Raw genomic sequence first — 21,659 nt, forward strand, 5'->3', positions numbered from 1 at the left:
GGGATAGGGGAGATGACGCCACAGCGTGCTATATGGGCTCCTTGAGAGTGGGCGTGGTGTTACCAGGTGACGGGTAGTGAGGTGGGGGCGCGTAGGATCGATCCGGAGCGCCAGGTCACTTCTTGATCCGGGACTGCCTTTTGGAGGCCCGGTATGCCCTCGATGAGCGTTTTGAGAGCGACCTGGATTTCCATGCGTGCCAGGTTGGCACCGACGCAATGGTGTGGCCCGTGGCCAAACGCGAGATGGTGGTTGTCTGGCCTCGTGAGCTTGAGGGTCTCCGGGGCGGCGAAAACCGCTTCGTCGCGGTTGGCCGACGGAATGGAGACCAGCACGGCGTCGCCCTTGCGGATGAGCACGCCGCCCAGCGAGACGTCTTCCGTGGCGACGCGGGCGAAATCGGCTCCGTTATTGAGGGGGGTGTATCGCAGTAGTTCTTCGACCGCTTTCGGGGTGGCTTCTGGGTGTGCCAAAAGCCAGTGCATGTGCTCGGGGTAGGTAATGAGGAGGTAGACGAAGTTGGCGATCTGGCACGTCGTCGTCTCCCAGCCCACGACCAGGAGGGCCGTTGTGATGTCGAGTAGCTCGGCGTCGGTGAGCCGCTCGCCGGCTTCGTGCGCGCTGACGAGCGTGCCCAGGAGATCGTCGGTTGGGTTTTCGCGGCGGGCGGCGATGTGCTGATTGATGACTTGAGCCAGGTCCTGACGCGCCCGGGTTACGTCCTCGGCTGTATGGGAGGTGCTGGTCATCACCACGTCGGCAGCGGCTACCAGGCGGTGGGTGTCTTCGGTGGTGACACCGAGTAGTTTCAGCAGGACGTTGATGGGGAGGGGGACAGCGAAGTCTGCGACGATGTCGCAGGGCGGGCCGTTGGCCACCATGGCGGCTACGAGTTCTTGAGCGATTTTCTTCGTATACGGGCGGAGTTGCTCGGTACGTCGCTTGGTGAGACTGGGGGCGATCAGTCGCCTCAGCCGAGTGTGCTCGGGCGGGTCCATAGCCATGATCGAGGTCTCTTTGGCAGGCCGCGGTCGCATGCGGGGTACGTCTTTGCCTGCGGCGGCCGCACGACTGAACCGGGGATCACAGAAGACCAGTTTCGCGTCCTCATAGCGGGTGACCAGCCATCCCCTTCCTCCGTAAGGCATCTGCACCTCGACCACGGGCTGCGTGGATCGCAGCGACGCGTACTGGGGTGGGACTGCGAGCGCGGGGGGTGGCTCGAACGGGTAACGCAGTACATGCTCGGTGTTCATCGGGTGGCCTCTTCCACCCACGGATGGATGATCGTGCGTTCCGTGTCAATGGTGACCAGGCCACCACCGATCTCTGACCAGTCGTGGTCAACGCCGTGGTACCGCGGGGAGCATCGCGTATAGAAAGCGGTTCCGGACGCGATGTCTCCCAGGCACTCCAGGTAGCGCAGCAGGCCACTCGTGAGCTCCGGATGTGTTGCGATGAACTGTTCGCGGCAGGCGATGAACTCTTCTTCTGCCGATTCCGCCAGACCCACTACCTTGCGGACCGCGTCACTGATCCCCACATGCCCCATGTTGCACTGCGCCGCGATGGAGTTGGTGAGATCCTTGCCTGCCATGTACTCCTTCCGGAAGGAGTACAAGTCATTCACGAGGGAGGTATATCGGCGAAGGATTCGCCATATTTTGGAGAAGGCATCGGCGTGGGCTTCGAGTTCACTGTGGAGATCTATTCCCAGCATGAACTCAAGGACGGGGAAGTCGACGTCGATCCCTACGTAGACATCCCTGCGCTCGAGAAACTCATCCAGAGTCAGACATCTGCCGCTGCCCCTGTCAGACGCCTCGGCCTTCCAAGATTCCATGGTCCCTTGCAGTGCACGGGCGATGCGCGCGCGGATCGAGGGCGGTGCCAAACGGCACAGGCGGTACCAGACGTCTGACAGGCAGCGTCCCAGGACAAGCACATCGGCTGTGTCGGACGATGGCTGGTTCCTGTCGAACTCCTGCCCGTCTCCGTTCAGGATTTCAATGGCCCGGTCCAATGCCCGATTACGCGTGGCCTCATCGGCGTCCCGGAACGGCCCTGGCGCGCTGTGAACATCGTCGGTCATCACCATCCAGCCGCCCAGGTCACAGATGATTCTGAATGTATCTACGTTTCCGCGCGTGAATTGGTGAGAAATCCACACATCTGCGAAGCCCTGCGCCAGCCACAAGTCGATATCCCCTCGCGGCGCACAGAAAGGGGCCCAATTCCGGATTTCCGGGAACCCTTTGATCCATGCCCTAGTCTCGCCCAGGGTGCGCGCAACGTCTGAGTGCTGCCGCAGGGGAATCCGTGTCTTGAGGTCGGGAAGGTAGTACTGGTCCTCGCCGCAGTCGAAGAGGGTCGTCCTGGCCATTTTTTTCCTTGTCTTATTCATTTTCACCGTGGCGAGTTTTTCTTCGCCGAGGAGCAGGAAACTGCCCGTCCAGGGCCTCGTCCTATGGAGCCACGCGCTCGTCGAGCAGCCGGACGATCTTGCCGCTGCGGCGGTTCACCTTGATCATGTCGGCCGGGACGAACTCGACCACCAGAGGGTTGATCAGCCCGGCGCGCACGTGTTCGCCGAACATCGGGCGCAACTCGTCGAACCGCGCGGATATCGCCTCGGCAAGCGGCTGCGGATCGTCGACCTGTCCACCGATCCGCAGCACGAGTTCGTCCTTGGAGTCCCGTCGACGTTGCACCGCCTGGAATCCCGCGATGGGCTGATCGCCGGCCAGTTCCTCGATCACCACACGCAGGTCCTCCAGGTAGACGGTGACCGGACCGACCCTGGCTCCGTCGTCAGAACGGCCCAGCACGCGGAACCGGCGATCGTTGTAGTCAACCCACGCGGCGCGGTCACCGACCGGATACCGGATGAGCGGCATCAGCCGCCGGACGAGGTCCGTGGCGGGCAGCCTGCCGGGGCGGCCTGGTTCCCTGATCGGATCACCGGTTTCGTCGTCGACGATCTCCACCAGTTTGTGGAGCCGGTGGACGCGATGCACGCGCGCGTCCGGCTCGTCCTGGACGGGCGCGGCCAGCACCCCCGCGTCCACGGACGCGTACCCCAGCGAGCGGACAACGGCGTTGGGGAACGCGTCGGTGATCAGTCGGCGCTGATCCTCGTAGAACGCCTCCCCACCGAAGAGGAAGAGGTGGACCGCGGGCGCCGAGTCACCTCGCGCGGTCAGCCGCGACGCGACCTGGCTTACCGTGGTGGGCGTGGCCAGCAGCACGGTCGCCTCCTGCTCGATGATCAGGTCCGCCATGACCTCAGGCGACGGGCTTCCCGCGATCGGCAGGTGCACCACGGGGACGCACGTCTCCTGCAGGCACAGGACGTTGAACAGGAAACTGGCGTACAACTCCCCGGCGTAAAAGAGGTTGGCAACCCGGTCACCGGTCCTCAGTCCCGCCGCCGCGTACCCGTCGCCCTGCAGCCGGGCCATGGCGTGCAGTTCCGCCCTGGTGTACACGGTCAGTTTGGGGCTGTTCGTTGTCCCACCGGTTTTGAACACGACACCGTCATTGTGGCCAGCCGTCAGCACCCGGTTGTCCTGCACCGTGTTGGCCTTCCAGAAGCCGATGTGGTCGACGATCGGCAAGTCCTCCGCCCGGATCGGTCCGTCGGCGGCAACACCGGCGTACAGGTCCCGGTAATAGGGAGAATTGCGGCGGGCGAAGTCGACCAGTTCGGTGAGATCCGGTTCCAGCATCACGTGTCCCCGTTCGTCGGCGAAGACGTCCGTCATTCCGTGATCTCCAGGAGCGCGCAGATGAAGCGGAAGCCGGCACCGATCCCGATCACGAGGACGGTGTCCGAAGGCTCGAGGGGCTCTTCCCGGAGGAAGTGGTCCAGGCCGAGGAGCTGGTCGCACGGGCCGACATGGCCCAGTGTCCGGTGCAGCGGCCAACTGGTCCGGTCGCTGGGTATGCCCAGGGGCTCGAGGAGGAGAACGGTCAGCTGCGCCAACCCCAATCCGGTGACCGCGAACCGGGAAACCTTGTCGAGCGACACGCCGGCTTCCTGGAGGACCTGCTCGACCGCGGTGCGGGCGGCTGTCTGGAGAGTGCCGACGTGGGGCAGGACGCCGACAGTCTCCGCCTGTGTCATCATGCGGCTTCCGTCTTCCGCGGGGACGGTGGGCGTGGCCAGGTCTTCGAGTTCGGGCACCGCAGTGCAGGAGGTGGCGACCAGCCGGGCCCGCCCGGCTCCCCGGCTCAGCACGGCGGCAGCGGCGCCATCGGACAGGAAGTGCCCCAGCCCGGGCAGCCACCTCGGCCAGCGCGGCGCGACGAACCGGCCCGCCGCCGTCACCAGCGCGGAGGTGGCGGAGGGATCGGCGGCGAGGTGCGAGGCGGCCAGCACGAGTCCCGCAGCGCCACCGCAGCTGCCCGCGCCCGTCTCGACCGCAAGCGCCCGGGAGGCACCCACAACCCGCTGTACGTAACAGGCGGGCGCGTAGTGCTCCTGGTCATCGAAGGCGGCGTGGATCACCGTGGCGATGTCGGCACCCTGGTGCCCGGAGCGGCGGAGGGCGTCGGTCGCTGCGCTCGCGGCCATCTCTGCAGCGGTGAACCCGTGCGAGGCGGTAAAGGACTCGAAGTCGGACATCTCGAGTGCTTGGCGGTCGATCGTGCCGTCACCAACGAGGTCGGTGGCGCTGGCGCGGGGCGGCAGGTACCGGCCGGTGCCGCTGACGAATATGTCGTTCCAGAGCATGGTGTTCTTCTTTCGTTGCGGATCACGCCGCTTCGCGCAAGTATTGTTCAGAGAAAATGGGTGCCATTGATCGCCGATTCGCGTGCAAGCAACGGGACCGCCAGGAAGGTCTGGCGGCATCCAGAGAATTGTTTTTAGGTGCTCCTCGGCCTCCGCGTCCGGTCACATGCTCCGTTTTCGGCCTGCGGAAATCGGTCTACCCTGGGTGTTGCGTCTGGGTATTAATTCTGCCGCCAACCGGACCAAATGTTGTTGATCACAAATTTCGTGGCGAATTCTGACTCTTTTGCCGACAAGGGCGATACCGTTCAGTTATGACCGTGCCCTTATGGACACCCGATACGTGTCCATTCGGGCAGGCGAGATCGTCGAAGTCGGTCCGGGCTGGTCCCGGCAGCCCTGTGGGCGGGATTCTGGTGCGGTCGGCGGCGATGCGTTGCAGGGTGCAGGTGAGGTGATCCGAGTGATGCCGGCCAAGGGAATGCCTGATCAATTAAGTGGATCGCCCGGATATGGCCGGTTGGCCGGGCTGACTTGCCAGGAAGAGGAATCACCGGGTGACTGTGAGTCTGTCGGCGAATGCCGTCCACGCCTTGTGAAGCGGCGCCAACCGCTTGCACCCGCCCAAGCAGCGCAACCACCGGCGGGTTCTAAGAACACGATGCGGGCCGTGACTGATTAGTAAGGATGGGACGCATGTTCAACGTCGAGAAGGTCCGGTTGGCCGGAGCCGACATCGAACTCCCCAGGATGATCCCGATCGAGCAGCGGTTCGCCGCCGACGCGGTCGAGGACCTCGAAGCCGCGATCCGCTGCCAGGTCGCCGAGCACGACCGCAACCAGCCGGTCAGCGGCAAGCGGATCGCCATCACCGCGGGTAGCCGCGGAGTGGCGCGGATCGATCGCATCGTCGCCACCCTGGTGGACGCGTTGATCGGCTGTGGCGCCAAGCCGTTCGTGGTGCCCACGATGGGCAGCCACGGTGGCGGCACCGCGGAGGGCCAGCGGCAGGTGCTGGCCGAGTACGGGATCACCGAGGAGAGCATCGGCGCCCCGATCGTCTCGTCCATGGAGACGGTCGTGGTCGCCGAGCTGGACGACGGCACCCCGGTGCACTTCGACGCCGAGGCCGCCAAGGCCGACAGCGTCATCGTGCTCGGCCGGGTCAAGCCGCACACCGACTTCCGGGGCACGCACGAGAGCGGTCTGGCGAAGATGCTCGCCATCGGCCTGGGCAAGCACCGCGGCGCGACAACCCTGCACGCCCACGGCATGGCTGCGTTCGACACGCTCATCCCGGCGGTGGCCGAGGCGATGCTCGGCGTGGTCCCGATCGAGTTCGGGATGGCCGTGGTGGAGAACGCCTACGAGCACGTCGCCCGCATCGAGTTGGTCCCGACCGCGAAACTGCTGGAACGCGAGGCGGAACTGCTGGTCGAAGCCAAGCAGCTGATGCCGAGGCTGTTGATGTCCGACATCGACGTGCTGGTCGTCGACGAGATCGGCAAGGACATCAGCGGCACCGGGATGGACCCCAACATCACCGGCCGCGCCCAGGTCAACGCGGACAAGTTCAAGGCGGTGCCGATCAAGCGGCTGGTGGTGCTGGGCCTGACCGAGCACACCAACGGCAACGCCTGTGGCCTGGGCTTGGCGGACGTGACCACTCAGCGCTGCGTGGACCAGATCGAGTTCGGCTCGTTCTACACCAACTCGCTGACCGCAGGCCTGCCCGACAGCGCCCGGATCCCGATGGCCCTGGCCAACGACCGGGACGCCATCGTTGCCGCCCTGCACATGTCCCGCGGCCCCGTGGAACGACCGGCGAAGGTGGTGCGCATCCGAAACACCCTGTCGATGCCCCGCATCGAGGTCTCCGAGGCCTACGCCCAGGAGGTCGCTGACCACCCGGACATGGTCACGCTCGGCGAGCCGCACGACTGGGACTTCGACGCCACGGGAACCCTCCAGCCCCTCCCTGCCGCCCGCTGAAGGACCGCGGTGGGTCGGGACCTTGGGGAGACCGGCGCCAAGCACTACGGCGCGGAGCAGCGCTCACGGACCGTGCAGCGAGGAATCGAGGATTTCTGACAGCAGATCTGGAAGGGAATGCGTTCACGCCCACACGGGTAGATCCGTTTCTACCCTATTGAGGTTTTCCATCCTCGTTCTGCGTGGCGGTGCGGGTGGCGGCCCCCCTGCGGGAGTTACAGAGGCTCCCTGGACTGTGGGTGCCCTGACTTATGTATGCCCAATACACGGCGTCACAATTTCCATGCGACCGCAGCAATAGTGATTCGGCACAGAGGCACCGAGGCGACCCGTCAGAACCCGTCCAGCATCCGGTGCTCTCCGCGATCTTCTCGCCGCCAGGCGGCGCGGTGTTTAGGGGCCTTGCTTCTCCTGGGCTGGACTTCTTCCGCAAAGAACTATATAACTAGTGAAAGTCTTTTTAAGGAAGACGTCGCGCTCGCATACATGCGCAGGGACAACGTGGAGGTAGCAGCATGACCTGGGTGGCGTGGCGGCAGCACCGCGCGCAGTTGTTGCTGATGGCAGCGGTATTGCTGCTCGGCGTGGTCGCGGTCCTGGTGCTGCATACGAGCATGTCGCAGCAGATTCAGGCGCAGGGGCTGGAGCGGTGCCTCGCGGTGGGGGTCCAAGGCGCGGGCTGCGCGACCGGAGTGAGTGATTTCCGCGACGAGTGGTTCGATCTGCTCAGAGTCGGCCAACTCGTGATCGTGGTCCTCCCGGTGCTGCTGGGGGTGTTCAGCGGGGCGCCGCTGTTCGCCCGCGAGATCGAGCACGGCACCCACGTGCTGGTGTTCGCGCAATCGGTGAGCCGGGTCGGCTGGATGGCGGCCAAGCTGGTGATGCTGGTGGTGCCCTCGCTGGTCGTACTGGTGGTCCTGCAGTTGCTGGTGAGTTCCTGGGTCGCGGATGCCGGGCTGATGGGGCCGCTGGTGAACGGCCCGTTCTCGTTCCTGAACTTCGAGAGCACGGGGTGGATGCCGGCCGTCCACCTGCTTTTCGGCTACGCGGTGGGCGCGCTGCTGGGGACGGTGCTGGGGCGGTCGTTGCCGGCGATGATCAGCACCCTGGCCGGGCTGGTGGCGGTGCGCGGTGCCGTCGGATTGGCGGGACCGGCTCTGCTGCCGTCGCAGCTGCGGACCTCGGCCGACCCGATGAGTGGTCCCGAGTCCGGTATGGACAAGGTGGTCCAGGTGGGTTACCTGGGTGCCGACGGGCAGACCATACCGAAAGGCGGTTTCAACGCCGCCGTGTGCGGTTCGCGGGGCGATGTTCCAGTCTCGACCTTCGACCCGGCTCAGTGCTTTGCGCAGCACGGGGTGGTCGGCCAGTATGCCGAGGTGGTCCCGGCCTCGTACGTCCCGATACTGCAGCTGATCGAGTTCGGCGTCCTCGGCGTGGTTGCGGTCCTGCTGTTGGGAGGAACCGCGTGGGCGCTGCGCAAACAGCATTGATGACGCTGCGTGGAGCGCGCGCCTTCGGCGACGGCCGCCCCTTATGCTGGGCGATATGATCGAGTTCCGGATCGACCGTCGCTCCGGGGTCTCCACGTACATGCAGATCGTCCAGCAGGTCACGCAGGCCATGCGGTTGGGCCTGCTGGGGCCCGGTGACCGGTTGCCCACTGCGCGCGAGGTGGTGGAGGCCACGGCGGTCAATCCGAATACCGTGTTGAAGGCGTATCGAGAGCTGGAGCGGGACGGCCTGGTGGAGGCTCGGCGCGGGGTCGGTACCTTCGTAACTCGATCGCTGGCGAGCGACCGCACCTCGGTCGAAGCCCCGATGCGACGCGACCTGGCGGACTGGATGAGCCGTGCCAGGAGCAGCGGGCTCACGGTCGAGGAGGTCGATGCGCTGCTCGCTGCCGTCCGTGACGAGTACTTCCCGACCGGAGGACCGGAACACTCATCATGAGCGCGCTGAGCACCATCGGTTTGTCCAAGCGCTACGGCGGCCGCCGGGGGATCGAGGACTGCACGGTCGAGCTCCCCGAAGGCAAGGTGGTCGCGCTGGTAGGTGCCAACGGTGCGGGCAAGAGCACGTTCTTGGCGTTGGCGGCCGGCCTGGTCGAGCCGTCGTCGGGTGCCGTGCGGGTGTTCGGCGACGAGGTCCGCGGCCGCATCCACCCTGACGCGGCCTACTTGTCGCAGCGCCGCCCGTTGTACGGCGACTTCACGGTCGCGGAGATGGTCCGCGCGGTGGCGAAGATGGACCGCCGCTGGTCGCGGCAGCGAGTCGAGGAGGCGCTGGCCGCGATCGACGGCTTGGACGTCGGCGCCCGGGTGGAATCGCTGTCGCCGGGCGTGCGCTCCCGGCTAGCACTGGCGCTCTGCCTGGGCCGGTTGCCGAGGTTGCTGCTGCTGGACGAACCGCTTGCGGACCTCGACCCGCTTGCCCGGGACGAGACCATCAGGTTGGTGATGGCCGACGTCGCGGACCGCGGGATGACGGTGGTGATCTCCTCGCACCTGCTCGGCGAATTGCGGGAGGTATGCGACCACCTCCTGTTGCTGCAGGGGGGACGGGTGGGATTGGACGGCGACGTCGACGAACTCCTGGAGCAGCACCGCGAACTGGTGGGGCCCGCCGATGCGGGGCCTTCGGAGATCGGGACGGTCGTACACGCGAGGAAATCCGGGCGGCAGCAGCGGATGCTGGTGCGCGCCCCCGGGGTACTCGCCCCGGGCTGGGAGTCTCGGCAACCGGACCTGGAATCGCTCGTGACCGATTACCTGCGCGCGGGCCGCGAGCGCGCGGGAGCCTGAGAACCGTTCGCCAGCCCCGCTGATCCCCGTCGCCGAACCGGGGGTTGGCGGGGCTTCGTCGTTTTCGGGACTCCGGCGGGGGATTGGTTGCGTGTTGCCGCGTTCGCTCGCCCCCTGCGGCAGCCCTCTTCCGTGCTGCTGACGCGATCGGCTCGTTCTGCTCCTGGTGAGGCGTCTGCTGGCGTGATCCAACGTGATCCATCCAGTCGGTGCCCTTTCGTCCCGCTTTCCCAGACCCGGCCTTGTCCGCGATCCGCACCACTGCTAGCCTTCAGTCATTCCACTAGATAACTAGTGGAATGACTCAGAAGGGTAGTGAACATGGGCATCACCTTTGGCAAGCGCGAAATGATCGTTGGACTGCTGGCTGCGGGAGCACTGGCCGGCACTGGCGGCATCGCTGCCGCCGCGCCAGCGGAGAACGTGCCGGAACTGCGGATCAGCTCGGCCGGCTACGCGCTGGAGTACACCGTGGTGAACGGCAATGGTGACGGCTTCTCCTCCGTCGTGGAGCCGAACTCCACCCGCGAGAGGCAGGCCGAGGGCTTCACGACGGTGCGGTTCTCCGTGAACGGCAAGGTCGTGAACGCCTATGGCCCGCTCGAGGCTGGTCGCACGCTGGTCTGCAATGCGGGAGGGACCGCTGCCGCGCCGACTGTGAAGTGCGCCTTCGCCTGATTCGGAACGGCACGCCGAGCGTGCGGTTTGGCCGGCGGAGTCCGGGAGTTACTGCCACCCGGACTCCGCCGGCAGCAGTCGGCGGGCTGGCCTGCTGAGCTGTTCCGCGGCTTGCGGCGGGCGGTCGTCGGTGGCTTGCGACGAGCTGAAGACGTCGTGAAGAAGCTGTAGATCCAGGGCGGCCATGCTGTGTGTCGTGCAGGATCCGACATTGAGGAGCGCAGGCATGATGAGCAGCCAGAACCACAAGACGATCCGCTCTACCGCGGTTTTCGACCTGACGGCCCCGGCAGACGTGAGGACGCCGGTTGGGGTGGAGCTGCGGTACGACAGCCGTGAGCCGTACGCGGTGAACATCAGCTTCCGCGCGGGGATGAGTGGTCAGGTCGACTGGTTGATCGCCCGAGACTTGCTGGCGGACGGGCTGGTCATTGCGAGTGGCGAGGGTGACGTGCAGATCATCCCCCAACCCGGCAACCACGATCTCGTCGTCATCGCGTTGAGCTCGCCGTACGGGCAGGCCACCTTCGAAGCGCCCGCTGCCGAACTGGCGGAGTTCCTGAACGAGACCTACGACGTCGTCGCTCCCGGTGGCGAGAACCACTGGATGAGCTTCGATGAGGAACTGAGCCGACTACTGCAGAATGATATGCACTGATCGGCATAAACCAAATCGTGTGGTGCCAGTTTCGATGCCTTATGCCGCGGGGCGGTTCGAGGCGGCACCGCGGGGTGTGCGAATTTACTTCTGCCCAGCTGATCTAGAGAATACGTAGAGACGTTGTGGAGTCGGCGCCGGCAGATTGTTCGGTGCAGAGATAGAAACCACGGGAGTGTGCGATGGAACGAGTTCGCGTGGCTGTGCTTGCCTCAGATGCCATCACGCATGCTGGTCTTGCAAGCCATCTCGACTCTTGCGCCGAGGTGTTGGTGGTGCCGGATCGAGACCTGGCCGAGGTGGACGTCGTCGTTCTGGCCGCCGCGCGGCTGACTGATGGCGTGACCGCCTTGCGCGCCTTGGGCGCTGAGTTCGAGCGTCGTGCAGTCCTGGTGATCGACCAGCTGGATCCGGCTGGTCTGCTTGCGGCGGTGGAATGTGGTGCGGCGGCGGTGGTCCCGCGCAGTGCCGCCACCGCGGAGCACTTGACAAAGGTCATCCAGGTCGCCGCGACCGGAGGTGGAGTGCTGCCGCCGGAATTGATCGGAGAGCTGCTCCGCGAGTTCGCTCGGCTGAAGCGGGACGTTCTGGCGCCGCGAGGAATCAGCGTTTCCGGGCTGACGCCTCGCGAGCTTGATGTCGTCCGATTGCTGGCCGATGGCTTGGATACCGTTGATATCGCCGAGAAGCTGGCCTACTCGGAGCGCACCGTGAAGAACGTCATCTACGGGATGACCAACAGGCTCAATTTGCGCAACCGGCCGCATGCCGTCGCCTACGCGATGCGTGCCGGCATGATCTGAAACGCGAGTGCTCATGGTCTCTTGCCTGTTCGGTCGCCGCGGCGGAGTACGGATGGGCAAGAACTGCTGACATCCGTTCACTGATGTCGGACAGTCTGTTCGCTGCGAACGAGAAAGCCCGCTAGGGAACGATTCTGCCACGGCAGTGGCTGATCGGCTTGTGATCGGCAGATTTCGCACGTACCGTCCTCAGCGGCATCAGATGTTGTGGTGATCGACGCAGCCGCACTGCCACTGGCGGGCAACGCTCTTCCGGCACCCACCTGACCGGTGCGCTCCCATTCGCTGCTCGACGACATTCGAGCCTCATGATCCCGGAGTTGTCATGAGCTCGCACAAGAAGAACACCGGCCCCTCGTTTCACCCGCTCGCCTTCGGCGGCTGGGGGAACTACCAGGATTGGGCCGACCACCAGTTCCAGCCACGGCCCGCCGTGCCGGAGGCCGGCGACGGAGATGCGTCCGAGCCCGACCAGGAAATGCACGACCAACCGGCCGAGCCGATCGACGCGGCACCCGGTACTCGCGAACCGGACCAGGCCGCTGCTACCGATCGACCCGAACGCGACCCAGCGGAGCAGACCGGAGCAACCGTTTTCGCCGAGGCCGAGGAATCGGGGCTCAGCGTGGCGACGCTGCGCCCGTACGTCCGCACCGGTGGCCGCGCCGAGCCCGAATACGAGTTCCGGGTGGAAACGCTGGTGTCCGCAACCTCGCAACGGCTTGCTGGCACGTCGATCAACCCTGATCTGGACGAGATCCGTTCGATGTGCGCGTCACCGCATTCGGTTGCCGAGATCTCATCCCGCCTCGGGATTCCCCTGACCGTCGCCCGCGTTCTCATCGGCGACGCCATCAAGGCCGGACTGGTCGTCATCCACGGCGGCGCGTCGAATCGCGGTGCAGGCCCATCCCTCGAGACTCTGCAGCGGGTGTACGAAGGGTTGCTCAAGCTGGCGTGACGCAGTCGGTCCGGGGTGATTCGGTGGTCTTCCTCCGTCCGGCCTTCACCAGGAAAGCTGCGAGGACGAACGAGACGGCGGCCGACACCGCCACACCCGTGATCACGCTCAGGTGGCCACCCCGCGGTGTGACTGCCATCAGCGCGATGATGCTTCCGGGAGAAGGAGTCGCGAACAGTCCCGCTCCGGTGGCGATGAAGGTGAAAATCCCCGCCGCACCGCCTGCGATGGCCGCCAGAATCAACTGCGGCTTGGCGAGGACGTAGGGGAAGTAGATCTCATGAATGCCACCGAGGAAGTGGATTGCCAACGCGCCTGGCGCGCTGGCCCGTTCCGGAGCAGATCCGAAGAACGTGCAGGCGAGCAGAATACCGAGCCCAGGGCCGGGGTTGGTCTCCAACAGGAACTCGATCGCCTTGCCGTTCTCCGCCTGTGCGGTGACGCCCAGCGGGCCCAGGACGCCGTGGTTGATTGCGTTGTTGAGGAACAGCACCTTGCCGGGTTCGATGATCAGGGCTGCCAGTGGTAGCAGGCCGAGGTCGATCAGCGCCTGCACCCCGTCGGCCAGCGTTCTGACCAGCCCGCTGATCGCGGGCCCGATCCCGACCATGCCCAGAATCGCCACGCTGCCACCGATGATGCCCGCGCTGAAGTTGTCCACGAGCATCTTGAAGGCCGGACCCACGCGTGCGCCCACGGCTTGATCGAACCATTTCATCAGCAGTGCTGTAGCGGGGCCGATCATCATGGCGCCAAGGAGCATGGGGGTATTCGCCCCGACCGCGAGGCCAAGTGTGGCGACCGCGCCGACGACACCGCCGCGTTGCCCGTGGACCACCCTGCCCCCGGTGTAACCGATCAGGATTGGCAGCAGCGTTGTGATCATCGGTTGGATGATCACGGCCAGCGTCGGGTTGGGCAGCCATCCCTCGGGGATGAACAGTGCGGTCGCGAGGCCCCATGCGATGAACGCCCCGATGTTGGGCATCACGATGCTGGCCAGATGCCCGCCCCATCGTCGGAGTGCCGACCCGATCTCCCGGCTCGAAGAAGCTCCTTCGTTGATACGTGACATCGCTGTGAGCACATCCCAGGTCATCGTTGACATCGTGGTTTCTGCGGCCTTGGCGAGAAGGTCTGCATGGCGTACTCGGGTCACCTTTGTGACCTGGACGCGTTTGGGATCTCCGGATTAAACACCACGTTCTTCCGGGCCGGAACGGAAACGTCACGACAGTGCACTTCCTTCTCCGGCAAGTGTGCCTGTTCAGGCAGATGACGTATTCGCGTGCCGCGATAGCGCTCATTGGGCAGGATCGGCCGGGCTGCGTGGCTGCGGATCACCTGACGTCCTCGCCGGATTCCGCTCAAATCCGCCCTGTTAGCCGGCCTGGTGCGTGCGGGAGCCAGGGGAGCGGTCCCTGAGAGTGATCTTGAGATCATGTGCCTGGTAAGGTTTGCGGAAGGATTGTCTGGTGGTACGTTCCTGATTCGATATCGACGTCAACGATCAACACTCGCGTGACCTTCGATCCGTGTTGGCGCGCTACATCCGGCACGCGAGGAGAGTTTAGTGCGAGATGTGGCCAGTGCGTGCGTTCGCACGAACCTGCGCCAGTCCAATGAGGATATGGCCGAGCAGATCGCTGGGCAGTTGAGTCAGCTGCTCGAACGGATCGCGGACGAGGTTGCCCCGCTGCGCGGGGCCGGGACGGTCGCGGATTACATCCCGGCGCTCGCGCGAGTCGATCCGGGTCGCTTCGGCATCGCGGTCGCCGATCTCGACGGCGGCGTCCACGGGGCCGGCGACTGGGAGACGCCGTTCTCGATGCAGAGCATCTCGAAGGTCTTCACCCTCGCGCTCCTGCTCGCCGGAAGCGATGAGGCGCTCTGGCGGCGCGTTGGCCGGGAGCCGTCGGGAAACGCCTTCAACTCGCTGGTCCAGTTGGAGCACGAACGCGGGATTCCGCGGAACCCCTTCATCAACGCGGGCGCGCTGACGGTCACCGATGAGCTGATATCCCTGGTCGGCGACGCCACCGGGGAGCTGCTCGCGTTCCTGCGGGCCGAGAGCGGTAACGCGGCTCTGCGGGTCGACGAGGAGGTCGCCGCCTCCGAAGCCGCCCACGCGGACCGCAATCTGGCCCTGACCCATTTCATGGCGTCCTACGGCAACATGCGTAACCCGGTGGCGACCGTGCTCGACCACTACGTCCGGCAGTGCTCGATCGAGATGAGCTGCCGTGACCTGGTCCTGGCGGGGCTGTTCCTCGCCGCGCACGGTGTCCGCCGCGACGGTTCGCAGCTGCTCACGTGCAGGCAGGCCAAGCGGATCAACGCGATCATGCTCACCTGCGGGACCTACGACGCCGCCGGGGATTTCGCCTACCGGGTCGGCGTCCCGGGCAAGAGCGGGGTCGGCGGCGGGATCCTCGCGATCGTGCCGGGCCGGTGCGCGATCGCGGTGTGGAGCCCGGGGCTGGACAAGCGCGGCAACTCCGTGGCCGGTGTGGCCGCGCTCGATCACTTCACCACGCTGACCGGATGGTCGGTCTTCTAACGGGACGAATTGCGGTTTTTCCATCCTCGTTTTGCGTGGCGGTGCGGGTGGCGGCCCCCCTGCGGGAGTTACAGCGCCCGCCTGGCTGTGGGTGCCCTGACTGATGTATGTCCAATACACGGCGTCAGGGCCGTCCTCGCCGGGAGGAACCCCAGCGGGGTGGGCTCCGTGAACCCGCGGCGGTGCCGGCTGCGTAGGTGGGCCATGCGCCTGCGGCGCATGCGACAGCTTATCGACGTGCACCTTTGCGGCCCGCGGCTGCGGGCCGATCAGGATGAAAAACGCTCATTACAACTACATCGCACACATCGCACCAGAGGAATGACCATCCACAGTAGACCATCGGCGACTATGTAACGGTTGAAAATTTCGTGCGTTGGTGCACGAAGAGCGGGAGCGGTCACGGACCGCTCCCGCTCTTGTGCTAGTTGGAAGCACGGTCGCGGGAATCTGGGCTGCGGCCGGTTGCCCGTTCGTGCAGGGTTTCCGCTGCCGAGTTCGCGGTGTCGTGCTGGTCGGTGGTGATTCGCGTGACGTACGGCAACAGCCTTGAGCAGTGGTCGTCGTAGAGATTTTTGAGCGCCGGCTCCGCACTGCTGGCGGCCGCGTGGCGCGTGGCGGCTTCATCGCTTGCCCGGTCGCGCGCGGTCATCGTGGTTCTCCTGAACCAGGCACGTCCGGCGAAACGTGTGCTTGTCATGGAGGCGACGAGCACGGCAACCACAGCCCCGGGTTCGGGTGGGTCCAGCGAGATGTGCCGGCTGATCATCATCGGCCCGTCCTCGCGCGTGGAACTGGCCGTTCCTGCGCACGTGGCAATAGCAGACCTCATGCCGACGGTGCTCGGCCATCTCGATCCCACGCTGGCCACCTCGGGCATGGAGCATGGCGGCTGGGTGCTGCAACGGCTCGGTGAGGAGCCGCTTGACGAGGACAAGGGCACCGCCGAGGCCGGGCTGTACGACGGCGACATGCTCTACCTGCGACCGCGCGACGACCAGCTACCGGTAGCCGACTTCGACGACCTGGTCGATGGTGTCCACACTGGACTTTCTGGTCGCGGCGACACTTGGCGCCCGGCGTTCACCTACTACACCAGCATGACAACCGCTGCGGTGTGCGCGCTGCTGGCCATCTTCGTCTGCACCTTCGCGGCGACGGGGACGGGGATCGCCATCGGTGCGGCCACGGTCAGCCTGCTGCTTCTGGCCGGAGCCGCCGGCATGTCGCTGTACGTCCGCGACAGTGGCGGGCAGGCGGTGACCCTGGCCGGAGTCGGAGTCTTCGCGGCGGCCGTGGCTGGGCTGGCCTTCCCCGGTGCTGATGCACCGCCGGCGTGGATCGACGGGCCGGGGGTTCTGTCCGCCGGGGTGGCCATCGCTGTCTCTGCCGTGCTGGCCCGGGTGTCGCTGAAGACGGCCAAGCCGGCGTTCCAGGCGGTGGCCGCTGGTGGTGTGCTCACCGCGTTGGGCGGCGTGCTGACCGTGCTCGTCGGCTTGGACGGCGCGTCCACGGCCGCGATCGTCACGATCCTCGCGGTCGCGCTGACCAGGGCAGCCCCGAACATATCGGCATGGCTGGGCGGGCTGTCGGTGGAGCCGGTACCCACCACGCAGGACGAGTTCCAGGAGGGCCTCGACCCGCTGCCGGGCGAGGGCGTCCTCGACCGCGCATCGTTGTCCGACACTCACCTGACCTCGATCCTCGGTGTGCTCGGTGGGCTGTGCACCGGGGGACTGATCGCACTGGGGTCGGTCGTGCAGTGGGACACGATTCTGCTGACGGCGCTGATCAGCGTGCTGCTGTTGTTGCAGGCCCGTGAGGTCGTCGGAATCTGGCATCGAGTATCCGCCCTGGTGCCTGCCGGGATGGGGCTGACAGTGCTGATGCTCGGCTGGAGCGCGAGCATGCCGGTGGTCGGCCGGATGGGCGTGCTGCTCGGGCTGCTGTCGCTTTCCGGTCTCGCCGTGGCCGCCGCGCACACGTTGCCCGGTAAGCGCTTGATTCCGCGCTGGGGCCGGTGGGGCGACATCCTCCAGTGGATCTGCGCGCTGGCCGTGCTGCCCATTCTTCTCTCCGTGATTGGAGTTTATGGCTGGGTTGCTTCCCTGCTCTGAACCATTTTCATACCTACGGCCGTGCCGGGATTGGGAGGTGAGGGATGTACACCAGGCGAGACCAAGTGGACGCCTATTCTTTTGTCGCGGGCAGGCTGTCCTCGGCGATCTTGCGTACTGACCCGGACGGGCCGGAGCGCCCGCTGCGGCGCACCGGAGTCGGGCTCGCCGTCGGCATCGTCATCGGGATCCTGGTGACCGCGATCGTTGCGGTGGTCAACCTGTTCACCAACATCGGTGGCGGCAACGACGGGTGGCGAGAGCCGGGAACGCTGATTGTCGCCGAGGACACCGGAAACCGGTTCATGATGGTCAACGGCCGGCTGCGGCCGGTGCTGAACCAGGCGTCCGCGCGGTTGCTCGTCGGCAGCAATCCCAAGATCGTCACGGTCAAGACGGCCGACCTCGCGGACGTGCCGCGCGGTGCGCCGATCGGGATCCTCGGTGCACCGGACGCGATCCCCACCGGGTCGTCCGACAGTCCGTGGACCGTGTGCGCGGGGGCCGACGAAAGCACCAAGCTGTCGGTGACGGTCGGCGCGGGATCAGCTGTCTCCGGCATGCGCGACGACCAGGCGCTGTTGGTCACCGCGGGCGGTGACATGTACCTGGCGTGGCAGGGCACGCGGTTGCGGATCGCGGCCGAATGGGTGCCGCGCGCGCTCGGGCTCGACCCGGCTAAGGCTCTCGCGGTGGATTCGTCGTGGCTCAACACGTTGCCGTCCGGTCCGGACATCGGCTCGCCGCCGGTGGAACGGGACGGGAGCAAGGCGGGGCCCAGCTTCAACGGGACGCCAACCGTGGTCGGGCAGCTGATCGTCGTGCCCGAGGCGGTGGGAAACAACTACTTCGTGACCGCGGGCAACGGCCTGGTCCCGGTGACCTCGACCGTGTCCGCGTTGCTCAGCGCCGACCCGGCATCGCCCGCGCGAGAGGCCGTGCGCATTACGCCCTCGGAGCTGGCGACGCAGAACGTGCTGCCCGCGCCGGTGTGGCAGTCCGCGCTGCCGTCGCAGCCGCCGAAACCACCGGATCTGGCGGGGCGCGTGCCGTGCGTGCGGTGGGAGCAGTCGCAGGCGCGGTTGGTGACGGCACCGCCGCCGCAGGGCGATGCGCAAAGCAATCAGACGGCGGGGGTGGTGCGCGACGGCCGCGTGGCTGACCGGGTGGAGGTCATCCCCGGCGCCGGCTTCCTGGCGCGCACTCGCCCGGCGCCGGATGTTCCTGGTGCGGGTATTTACCTCATCACCGAAGCGGGAGCCAAGTTCCCGGTGGTCGACGCCGATGCGGCCAGCGCTCTTGGCCTCCCTGTCGAGACGGCTCGGCTGGTTCCAGCCGATCTGCTGGCACTGCTGCCAACCGGGCCAGTGCTCGAAAAAATCAATGGTGCTCAACAAGGATAGGAGAGGTTCCCGTGGCGCCTAAATACGGCTACGACTCCGGCGTACTGGCGGTGGGTATCAATGCCGCCAACCAAGCGGTCACCAACATGACGACCGTCAAGCAGAAGGTCTGGCAGATGACCGACCAGATTAAACTGGTCAACAACTCCACCTCCGGTGGAATGCTGACCACCAGGTTCTCCGAGTGGAACAGCCACTTCGAGAAATTGGTGAAGGCGCTGGACGACCTCAACATGAAGGTCGTCGAGACCGGCAAGACCAACACGCAGGCCAGCGGCGACGCCGACGCCGCCGCCCGCTGATCTCGTTCAAGGAAGGGGAATAGCCATGTCGCGATTTGACATCAACCATGACGGCTACATGGATCTCAACGAGCAACTCCGGCAGTGCCACGTCGCGGCCGGGGTCATCATCGAGGAACTCAACCAGGGCCTGCGAAAGGTTCCGGAAGGTATGCAGGGTCAGGCCGAGGAGTTGTGGGGTCCGCTCCAGAGGGAGTGGAACCAGCAGTACGCCAAGATGTCGGAAGCCTTCAACGACAATGTGACCAAGTCGTTCAAGGTGCACGATATTTTCAAGGACGGCGACAACATGGGCGCCAAAATCATGTCCATGTAGTTTTGTTTCCACTCGGCCGCGGGCCCGCTTCGGTGGGCCCGCGGTCATCCTCCTCATCAATTCCACGCCCCTCCAGTGACTCGCGTGCAGAAAGGACCCTCCGCCATGACTGACGACCCCGCGGGCGGCAAGTTTCCGGGGCGTGGCAACAACCATCGCCTGAACCGGCCGACCGGCGAACCGCAGCCGGATTCGCGGCTGGATGGTCTGGGGCCGAACAGGGGGATGGTGCTGGCTCCCGGGCAGCACGGTCCCAACGCGCCGCAGCAGCCGGATCCGGACGAGACGACCCGGGCGGAATTGCCGGATGACACCCCGGACCCGCATTTCACGCCGGATTCGAATTCGCACCCGCAGTTTCCCTTGTCTCAGCCAGGGCATGTGGACGGGACGCCGACGCACTTTGTCGGGCAGAACCTTCCCGACGCGAGTCCGGCGATGCCCGGGCCGGCGATGACTCCCGTGTTCTTTCGAAGGAGTGTGGACGGCACGCCGGCGCACCATGTCGCGCAGCACGATCCCGACGTGGAGGAGCCGTATCGGTCGGTTCCCCGGCCGGATGACACCCCGCACCGGACACCGCACGACGAAGGCTTGACTTGGGTCAATGAGGGCGGAGAAGAAAAACTCAAGTGGCTCGGTGACCCGAAGGATGCGCCGTTTCTCGACAACGGCCCATACGAAGTGCATCTCAATGTATCCGGCGAGCTTGAGCAGTCCTACAACCCAGCGGACCGCGACGATGCTTCCAACGCGACGTACTATGAGCCATCCTCTGCTGACAGCCGGGATCTGCACATTGGCGGCCACCCCGATGAATCCGGGTTCATGGCCATGCCCAACGGTGAGTTGCGGTGGGTCGGATCGAGAGACGACGTTCCTCTGACGCCAGACGGCCACGTGAGCCTCGGGGACAAAGGCGAAATCGTCGTCGACCCCCCTCCGGAGGTCTTTCGGGCCGATTATCGCGAGCGGGAGCCGTTTGCTGGTGAGAGGTCGGAGTTCGGCGATCGGTCTGGTCATGGGGATCGGCTAGAGCCGGCTGGTCATCATAGGCAGGAGCCGTTTACTGGTGAGAGGGCGGATTTCGGCGACCGGTCTGGTGGTCAGGGGGACGCGCTCCCGTCAGCGGAGCCGGCTGGTTATCACAAGCAGGAGCCGTTCACCGGTGATGAGCGGTCGGATTTCGGCGACCGGTCTGGTGGTCAGGGGGATGCGCTCCCATCGGCGGAGCCGTCCGGTTATCGCGAGCGGGAGCCGTTTGTCGGTGATGAGCGGTCGGATTTCGGCGACCGGTCTGGTGGTCAGGGGGATGCGCTCCCATCGGCGGAGCCGACGACGCTGGTGAAGCCGGTCCACTCGGTCCAGCCGGAGAACGGCACGTCTGGCTCACCTGAGGAGTCGGGCCTGGCCTGGGTCAACGGCGACGGCAACTGGAAGCTCAAGTGGGTTGGTGACCCGAAGGACGCCCCGCTGCTGGACAACGGCCCGTACGAGGCCCGCATCGGAAAAAACGGCGACGTCCAGACGCTCTACAACGGGCACGACGAGGGCGACCCGACCAAGGTTTTCGCGTCCGGCAAGCCAGGATCGGGCAATCCAGACGACGGAACCGCCGGACTGCTTGTGATGCCCAACGGCGACCTGCGCTGGGTTGGTCCGCGGAACAAGGCGCCCTTGCTCGACGACGGCAAAGTCGTTCTCGGCAAAGACGGCAAGATCGAGTTCGGCGGACCGAAATGCGCGTCGGACGGAACGGCTCGCACCGAAGGCACTCAGCATCCCCTGGTGATCCAGGATCCGAACTCGGACGGGCCGCCGCCAGGATTCCACGGCCTCCCGACCTACGGTTCGCTCCCCAGCGAAGGCCGGCAGGGCGTCAAGCCTCACACGCCGCGCGAGGAAAGGACTGGGGACGGCGGCGGTTCCGGTGGTTCGTCTGGTGGTCAGGGGAGTCACGGCAAGGGCGGTTCTGGGGGCCGGGAAGGTGACGGCAAAGGCGATGGTGGCGGCAACGGCGGTTCTGGTGGTTCGTCTGGTGGTGGTCAGGGGGATGGGCCGCTTACCCGAGGCGTGAGTGGGCCGATGCCGGTCGCCAAGGTGGGCGATGGCAAGGGCAGCGGTGGTGGTTCTGGTGGTTCGTCTGGTGGTGGTCAGGGGGATGGGCCGCTTACCCGAGGCGTGGCTGTGGAAGCGCCGAAGGCCAAGGTGGGTGACGGCAAGGGCAGCGGTGGTGGTTCTGGTGGTTCGTCTGGTGGTGGTCAGGGGGATGGGCCGCTTACCCGAGGCGTGAGTGGGCCGATGCCGGTCGCCAAGGTGGGCGATGGCAA

Annotated in this window: 19 protein-coding genes and 1 pseudogene; 14 read left to right on the forward strand and 6 right to left on the reverse strand. The window is 65.8% G+C overall.

Translation table 11 applies throughout. The features are described from left to right. Window positions 1-59: 59 nt before the first annotated feature. The 4 genes from AB0I53_RS31975 to AB0I53_RS31990 form a co-directional block, all read right to left on the reverse strand. Complete coding sequence (locus AB0I53_RS31975) at window positions 60-1,163, reverse strand: cytochrome P450 (RefSeq protein WP_358611298.1); 1,104 nt, start codon at window positions 1,161-1,163, stop codon at window positions 60-62. A gap of 89 nt (window positions 1,164-1,252) precedes the next feature. Then, window positions 1,253-2,383 (reverse strand): terpene synthase family protein, encoded by a 1,131-nt coding sequence (locus AB0I53_RS31980; RefSeq protein ID WP_358611301.1) that lies wholly within the window; start codon window positions 2,381-2,383, stop codon window positions 1,253-1,255. 82 nt (window positions 2,384-2,465) lie between these two features. Continuing rightward, a complete protein-coding gene (locus AB0I53_RS31985) occupies window positions 2,466-3,764 on the reverse strand; it encodes an AMP-binding protein (protein WP_358611304.1) in 1,299 nt (432 codons plus the stop codon). Continuing rightward, window positions 3,761-4,735, reverse strand: a complete 975-nt coding sequence (locus tag AB0I53_RS31990; protein ID WP_358611307.1) for a 3-oxoacyl-[acyl-carrier-protein] synthase III C-terminal domain-containing protein — start codon at window positions 4,733-4,735, stop codon at window positions 3,761-3,763. The genes AB0I53_RS31985 and AB0I53_RS31990 overlap by 4 nt, the downstream gene beginning before the upstream one ends. A gap of 696 nt (window positions 4,736-5,431) precedes the next feature. Here AB0I53_RS31990 and AB0I53_RS31995 point away from each other — a divergent pair. The 8 genes from AB0I53_RS31995 (at window position 5,432) to AB0I53_RS32030 (ending at window position 12,631) form a co-directional block, all read left to right on the forward strand. Beyond that, window positions 5,432-6,727 (forward strand): lactate racemase domain-containing protein, encoded by a 1,296-nt coding sequence (locus AB0I53_RS31995; protein WP_358611310.1) that lies wholly within the window; start codon window positions 5,432-5,434, stop codon window positions 6,725-6,727. Between the two features lie 515 nt (window positions 6,728-7,242). Next, window positions 7,243-8,220 carry a hypothetical protein gene (locus tag AB0I53_RS32000; protein ID WP_358611313.1) on the forward strand — a complete coding sequence of 326 codons (978 nt, stop codon included), beginning with the start codon at window positions 7,243-7,245 and terminating at the stop codon, window positions 8,218-8,220. Window positions 8,221-8,275: 55 nt separating this feature from the next. Further along, window positions 8,276-8,680, forward strand: coding sequence for a GntR family transcriptional regulator (locus AB0I53_RS32005; protein ID WP_358611316.1), 405 nt, complete (start codon window positions 8,276-8,278; stop codon window positions 8,678-8,680). Then, entirely contained in the window at window positions 8,677-9,531 is an 855-nt protein-coding gene (locus tag AB0I53_RS32010; protein WP_358611319.1) for an ABC transporter ATP-binding protein, read from the forward strand. The genes AB0I53_RS32005 and AB0I53_RS32010 overlap by 4 nt, the downstream gene beginning before the upstream one ends. Before the next feature lie 321 nt (window positions 9,532-9,852). Continuing rightward, window positions 9,853-10,209 (forward strand): hypothetical protein, encoded by a 357-nt coding sequence (locus AB0I53_RS32015; RefSeq protein WP_358611322.1) that lies wholly within the window; start codon window positions 9,853-9,855, stop codon window positions 10,207-10,209. A gap of 229 nt (window positions 10,210-10,438) precedes the next feature. Then, window positions 10,439-10,867, forward strand: coding sequence for an SsgA family sporulation/cell division regulator (locus AB0I53_RS32020; RefSeq protein WP_358611359.1), 429 nt, complete (start codon window positions 10,439-10,441; stop codon window positions 10,865-10,867). Between the two features lie 182 nt (window positions 10,868-11,049). Further along, complete coding sequence (locus AB0I53_RS32025) at window positions 11,050-11,670, forward strand: response regulator transcription factor (RefSeq protein ID WP_358498711.1); 621 nt, start codon at window positions 11,050-11,052, stop codon at window positions 11,668-11,670. A gap of 325 nt (window positions 11,671-11,995) precedes the next feature. Further along, window positions 11,996-12,631: a DUF742 domain-containing protein gene (locus AB0I53_RS32030; RefSeq protein ID WP_358611325.1), complete on the forward strand. Its 636-nt coding sequence runs from the start codon at window positions 11,996-11,998 to the stop codon at window positions 12,629-12,631. Here the strand turns inward: AB0I53_RS32030 and AB0I53_RS32035 are convergent. Next, a complete protein-coding gene (locus tag AB0I53_RS32035; protein ID WP_358611328.1) occupies window positions 12,618-13,730 on the reverse strand; it encodes a PTS transporter subunit EIIC in 1,113 nt (370 codons plus the stop codon). The two genes, AB0I53_RS32030 and AB0I53_RS32035, sit on opposite strands and share 14 nt — an antisense overlap. 531 nt (window positions 13,731-14,261) lie before the next feature. Between AB0I53_RS32035 and AB0I53_RS32040 the strand changes: the two genes are divergently transcribed. Beyond that, window positions 14,262-15,191, forward strand: coding sequence for a glutaminase (locus AB0I53_RS32040; RefSeq protein ID WP_358611330.1), 930 nt, complete (start codon window positions 14,262-14,264; stop codon window positions 15,189-15,191). A gap of 424 nt (window positions 15,192-15,615) precedes the next feature. On the opposite strand, the gene AB0I53_RS32045 is transcribed toward AB0I53_RS32040, so the two are convergent. Next, on the reverse strand, window positions 15,616-15,963 hold the full coding sequence (locus AB0I53_RS32045; protein ID WP_358611333.1) for a hypothetical protein: 348 nt from the start codon (window positions 15,961-15,963) through the stop codon (window positions 15,616-15,618). A 40-nt stretch (window positions 15,964-16,003) separates the two neighbouring features. On the opposite strand from AB0I53_RS32045, the gene eccD reads away from it, so the two are divergent. The 5 genes and pseudogenes from eccD to AB0I53_RS32070 all read left to right on the forward strand — a co-directional run. Further along, window positions 16,004-17,308, forward strand: a complete 1,305-nt coding sequence (eccD, locus tag AB0I53_RS32050) for a type VII secretion integral membrane protein EccD (protein WP_358611336.1) — start codon at window positions 16,004-16,006, stop codon at window positions 17,306-17,308. Between the two features lie 44 nt (window positions 17,309-17,352). Further along, window positions 17,353-18,711 carry a type VII secretion protein EccB gene (gene eccB / locus AB0I53_RS32055; protein WP_358611338.1) on the forward strand — a complete coding sequence of 453 codons (1,359 nt, stop codon included), beginning with the start codon at window positions 17,353-17,355 and terminating at the stop codon, window positions 18,709-18,711. Between the two features lie 11 nt (window positions 18,712-18,722). Beyond that, window positions 18,723-19,013: a hypothetical protein gene (locus AB0I53_RS32060; protein ID WP_358611340.1), complete on the forward strand. Its 291-nt coding sequence runs from the start codon at window positions 18,723-18,725 to the stop codon at window positions 19,011-19,013. A 25-nt stretch (window positions 19,014-19,038) separates the two neighbouring features. Further along, window positions 19,039-19,329, forward strand: coding sequence for a hypothetical protein (locus AB0I53_RS32065; protein ID WP_358390201.1), 291 nt, complete (start codon window positions 19,039-19,041; stop codon window positions 19,327-19,329). A gap of 105 nt (window positions 19,330-19,434) precedes the next feature. Next, window positions 19,435-21,659: pseudogene (locus AB0I53_RS32070) on the forward strand (hypothetical protein); the annotation flags it as partial.

Source organism: Saccharopolyspora sp. NPDC050389, from assembly GCF_040655595.1.
Taxonomy (GTDB): Bacteria; Actinomycetota; Actinomycetes; order Mycobacteriales; family Pseudonocardiaceae; genus Saccharopolyspora.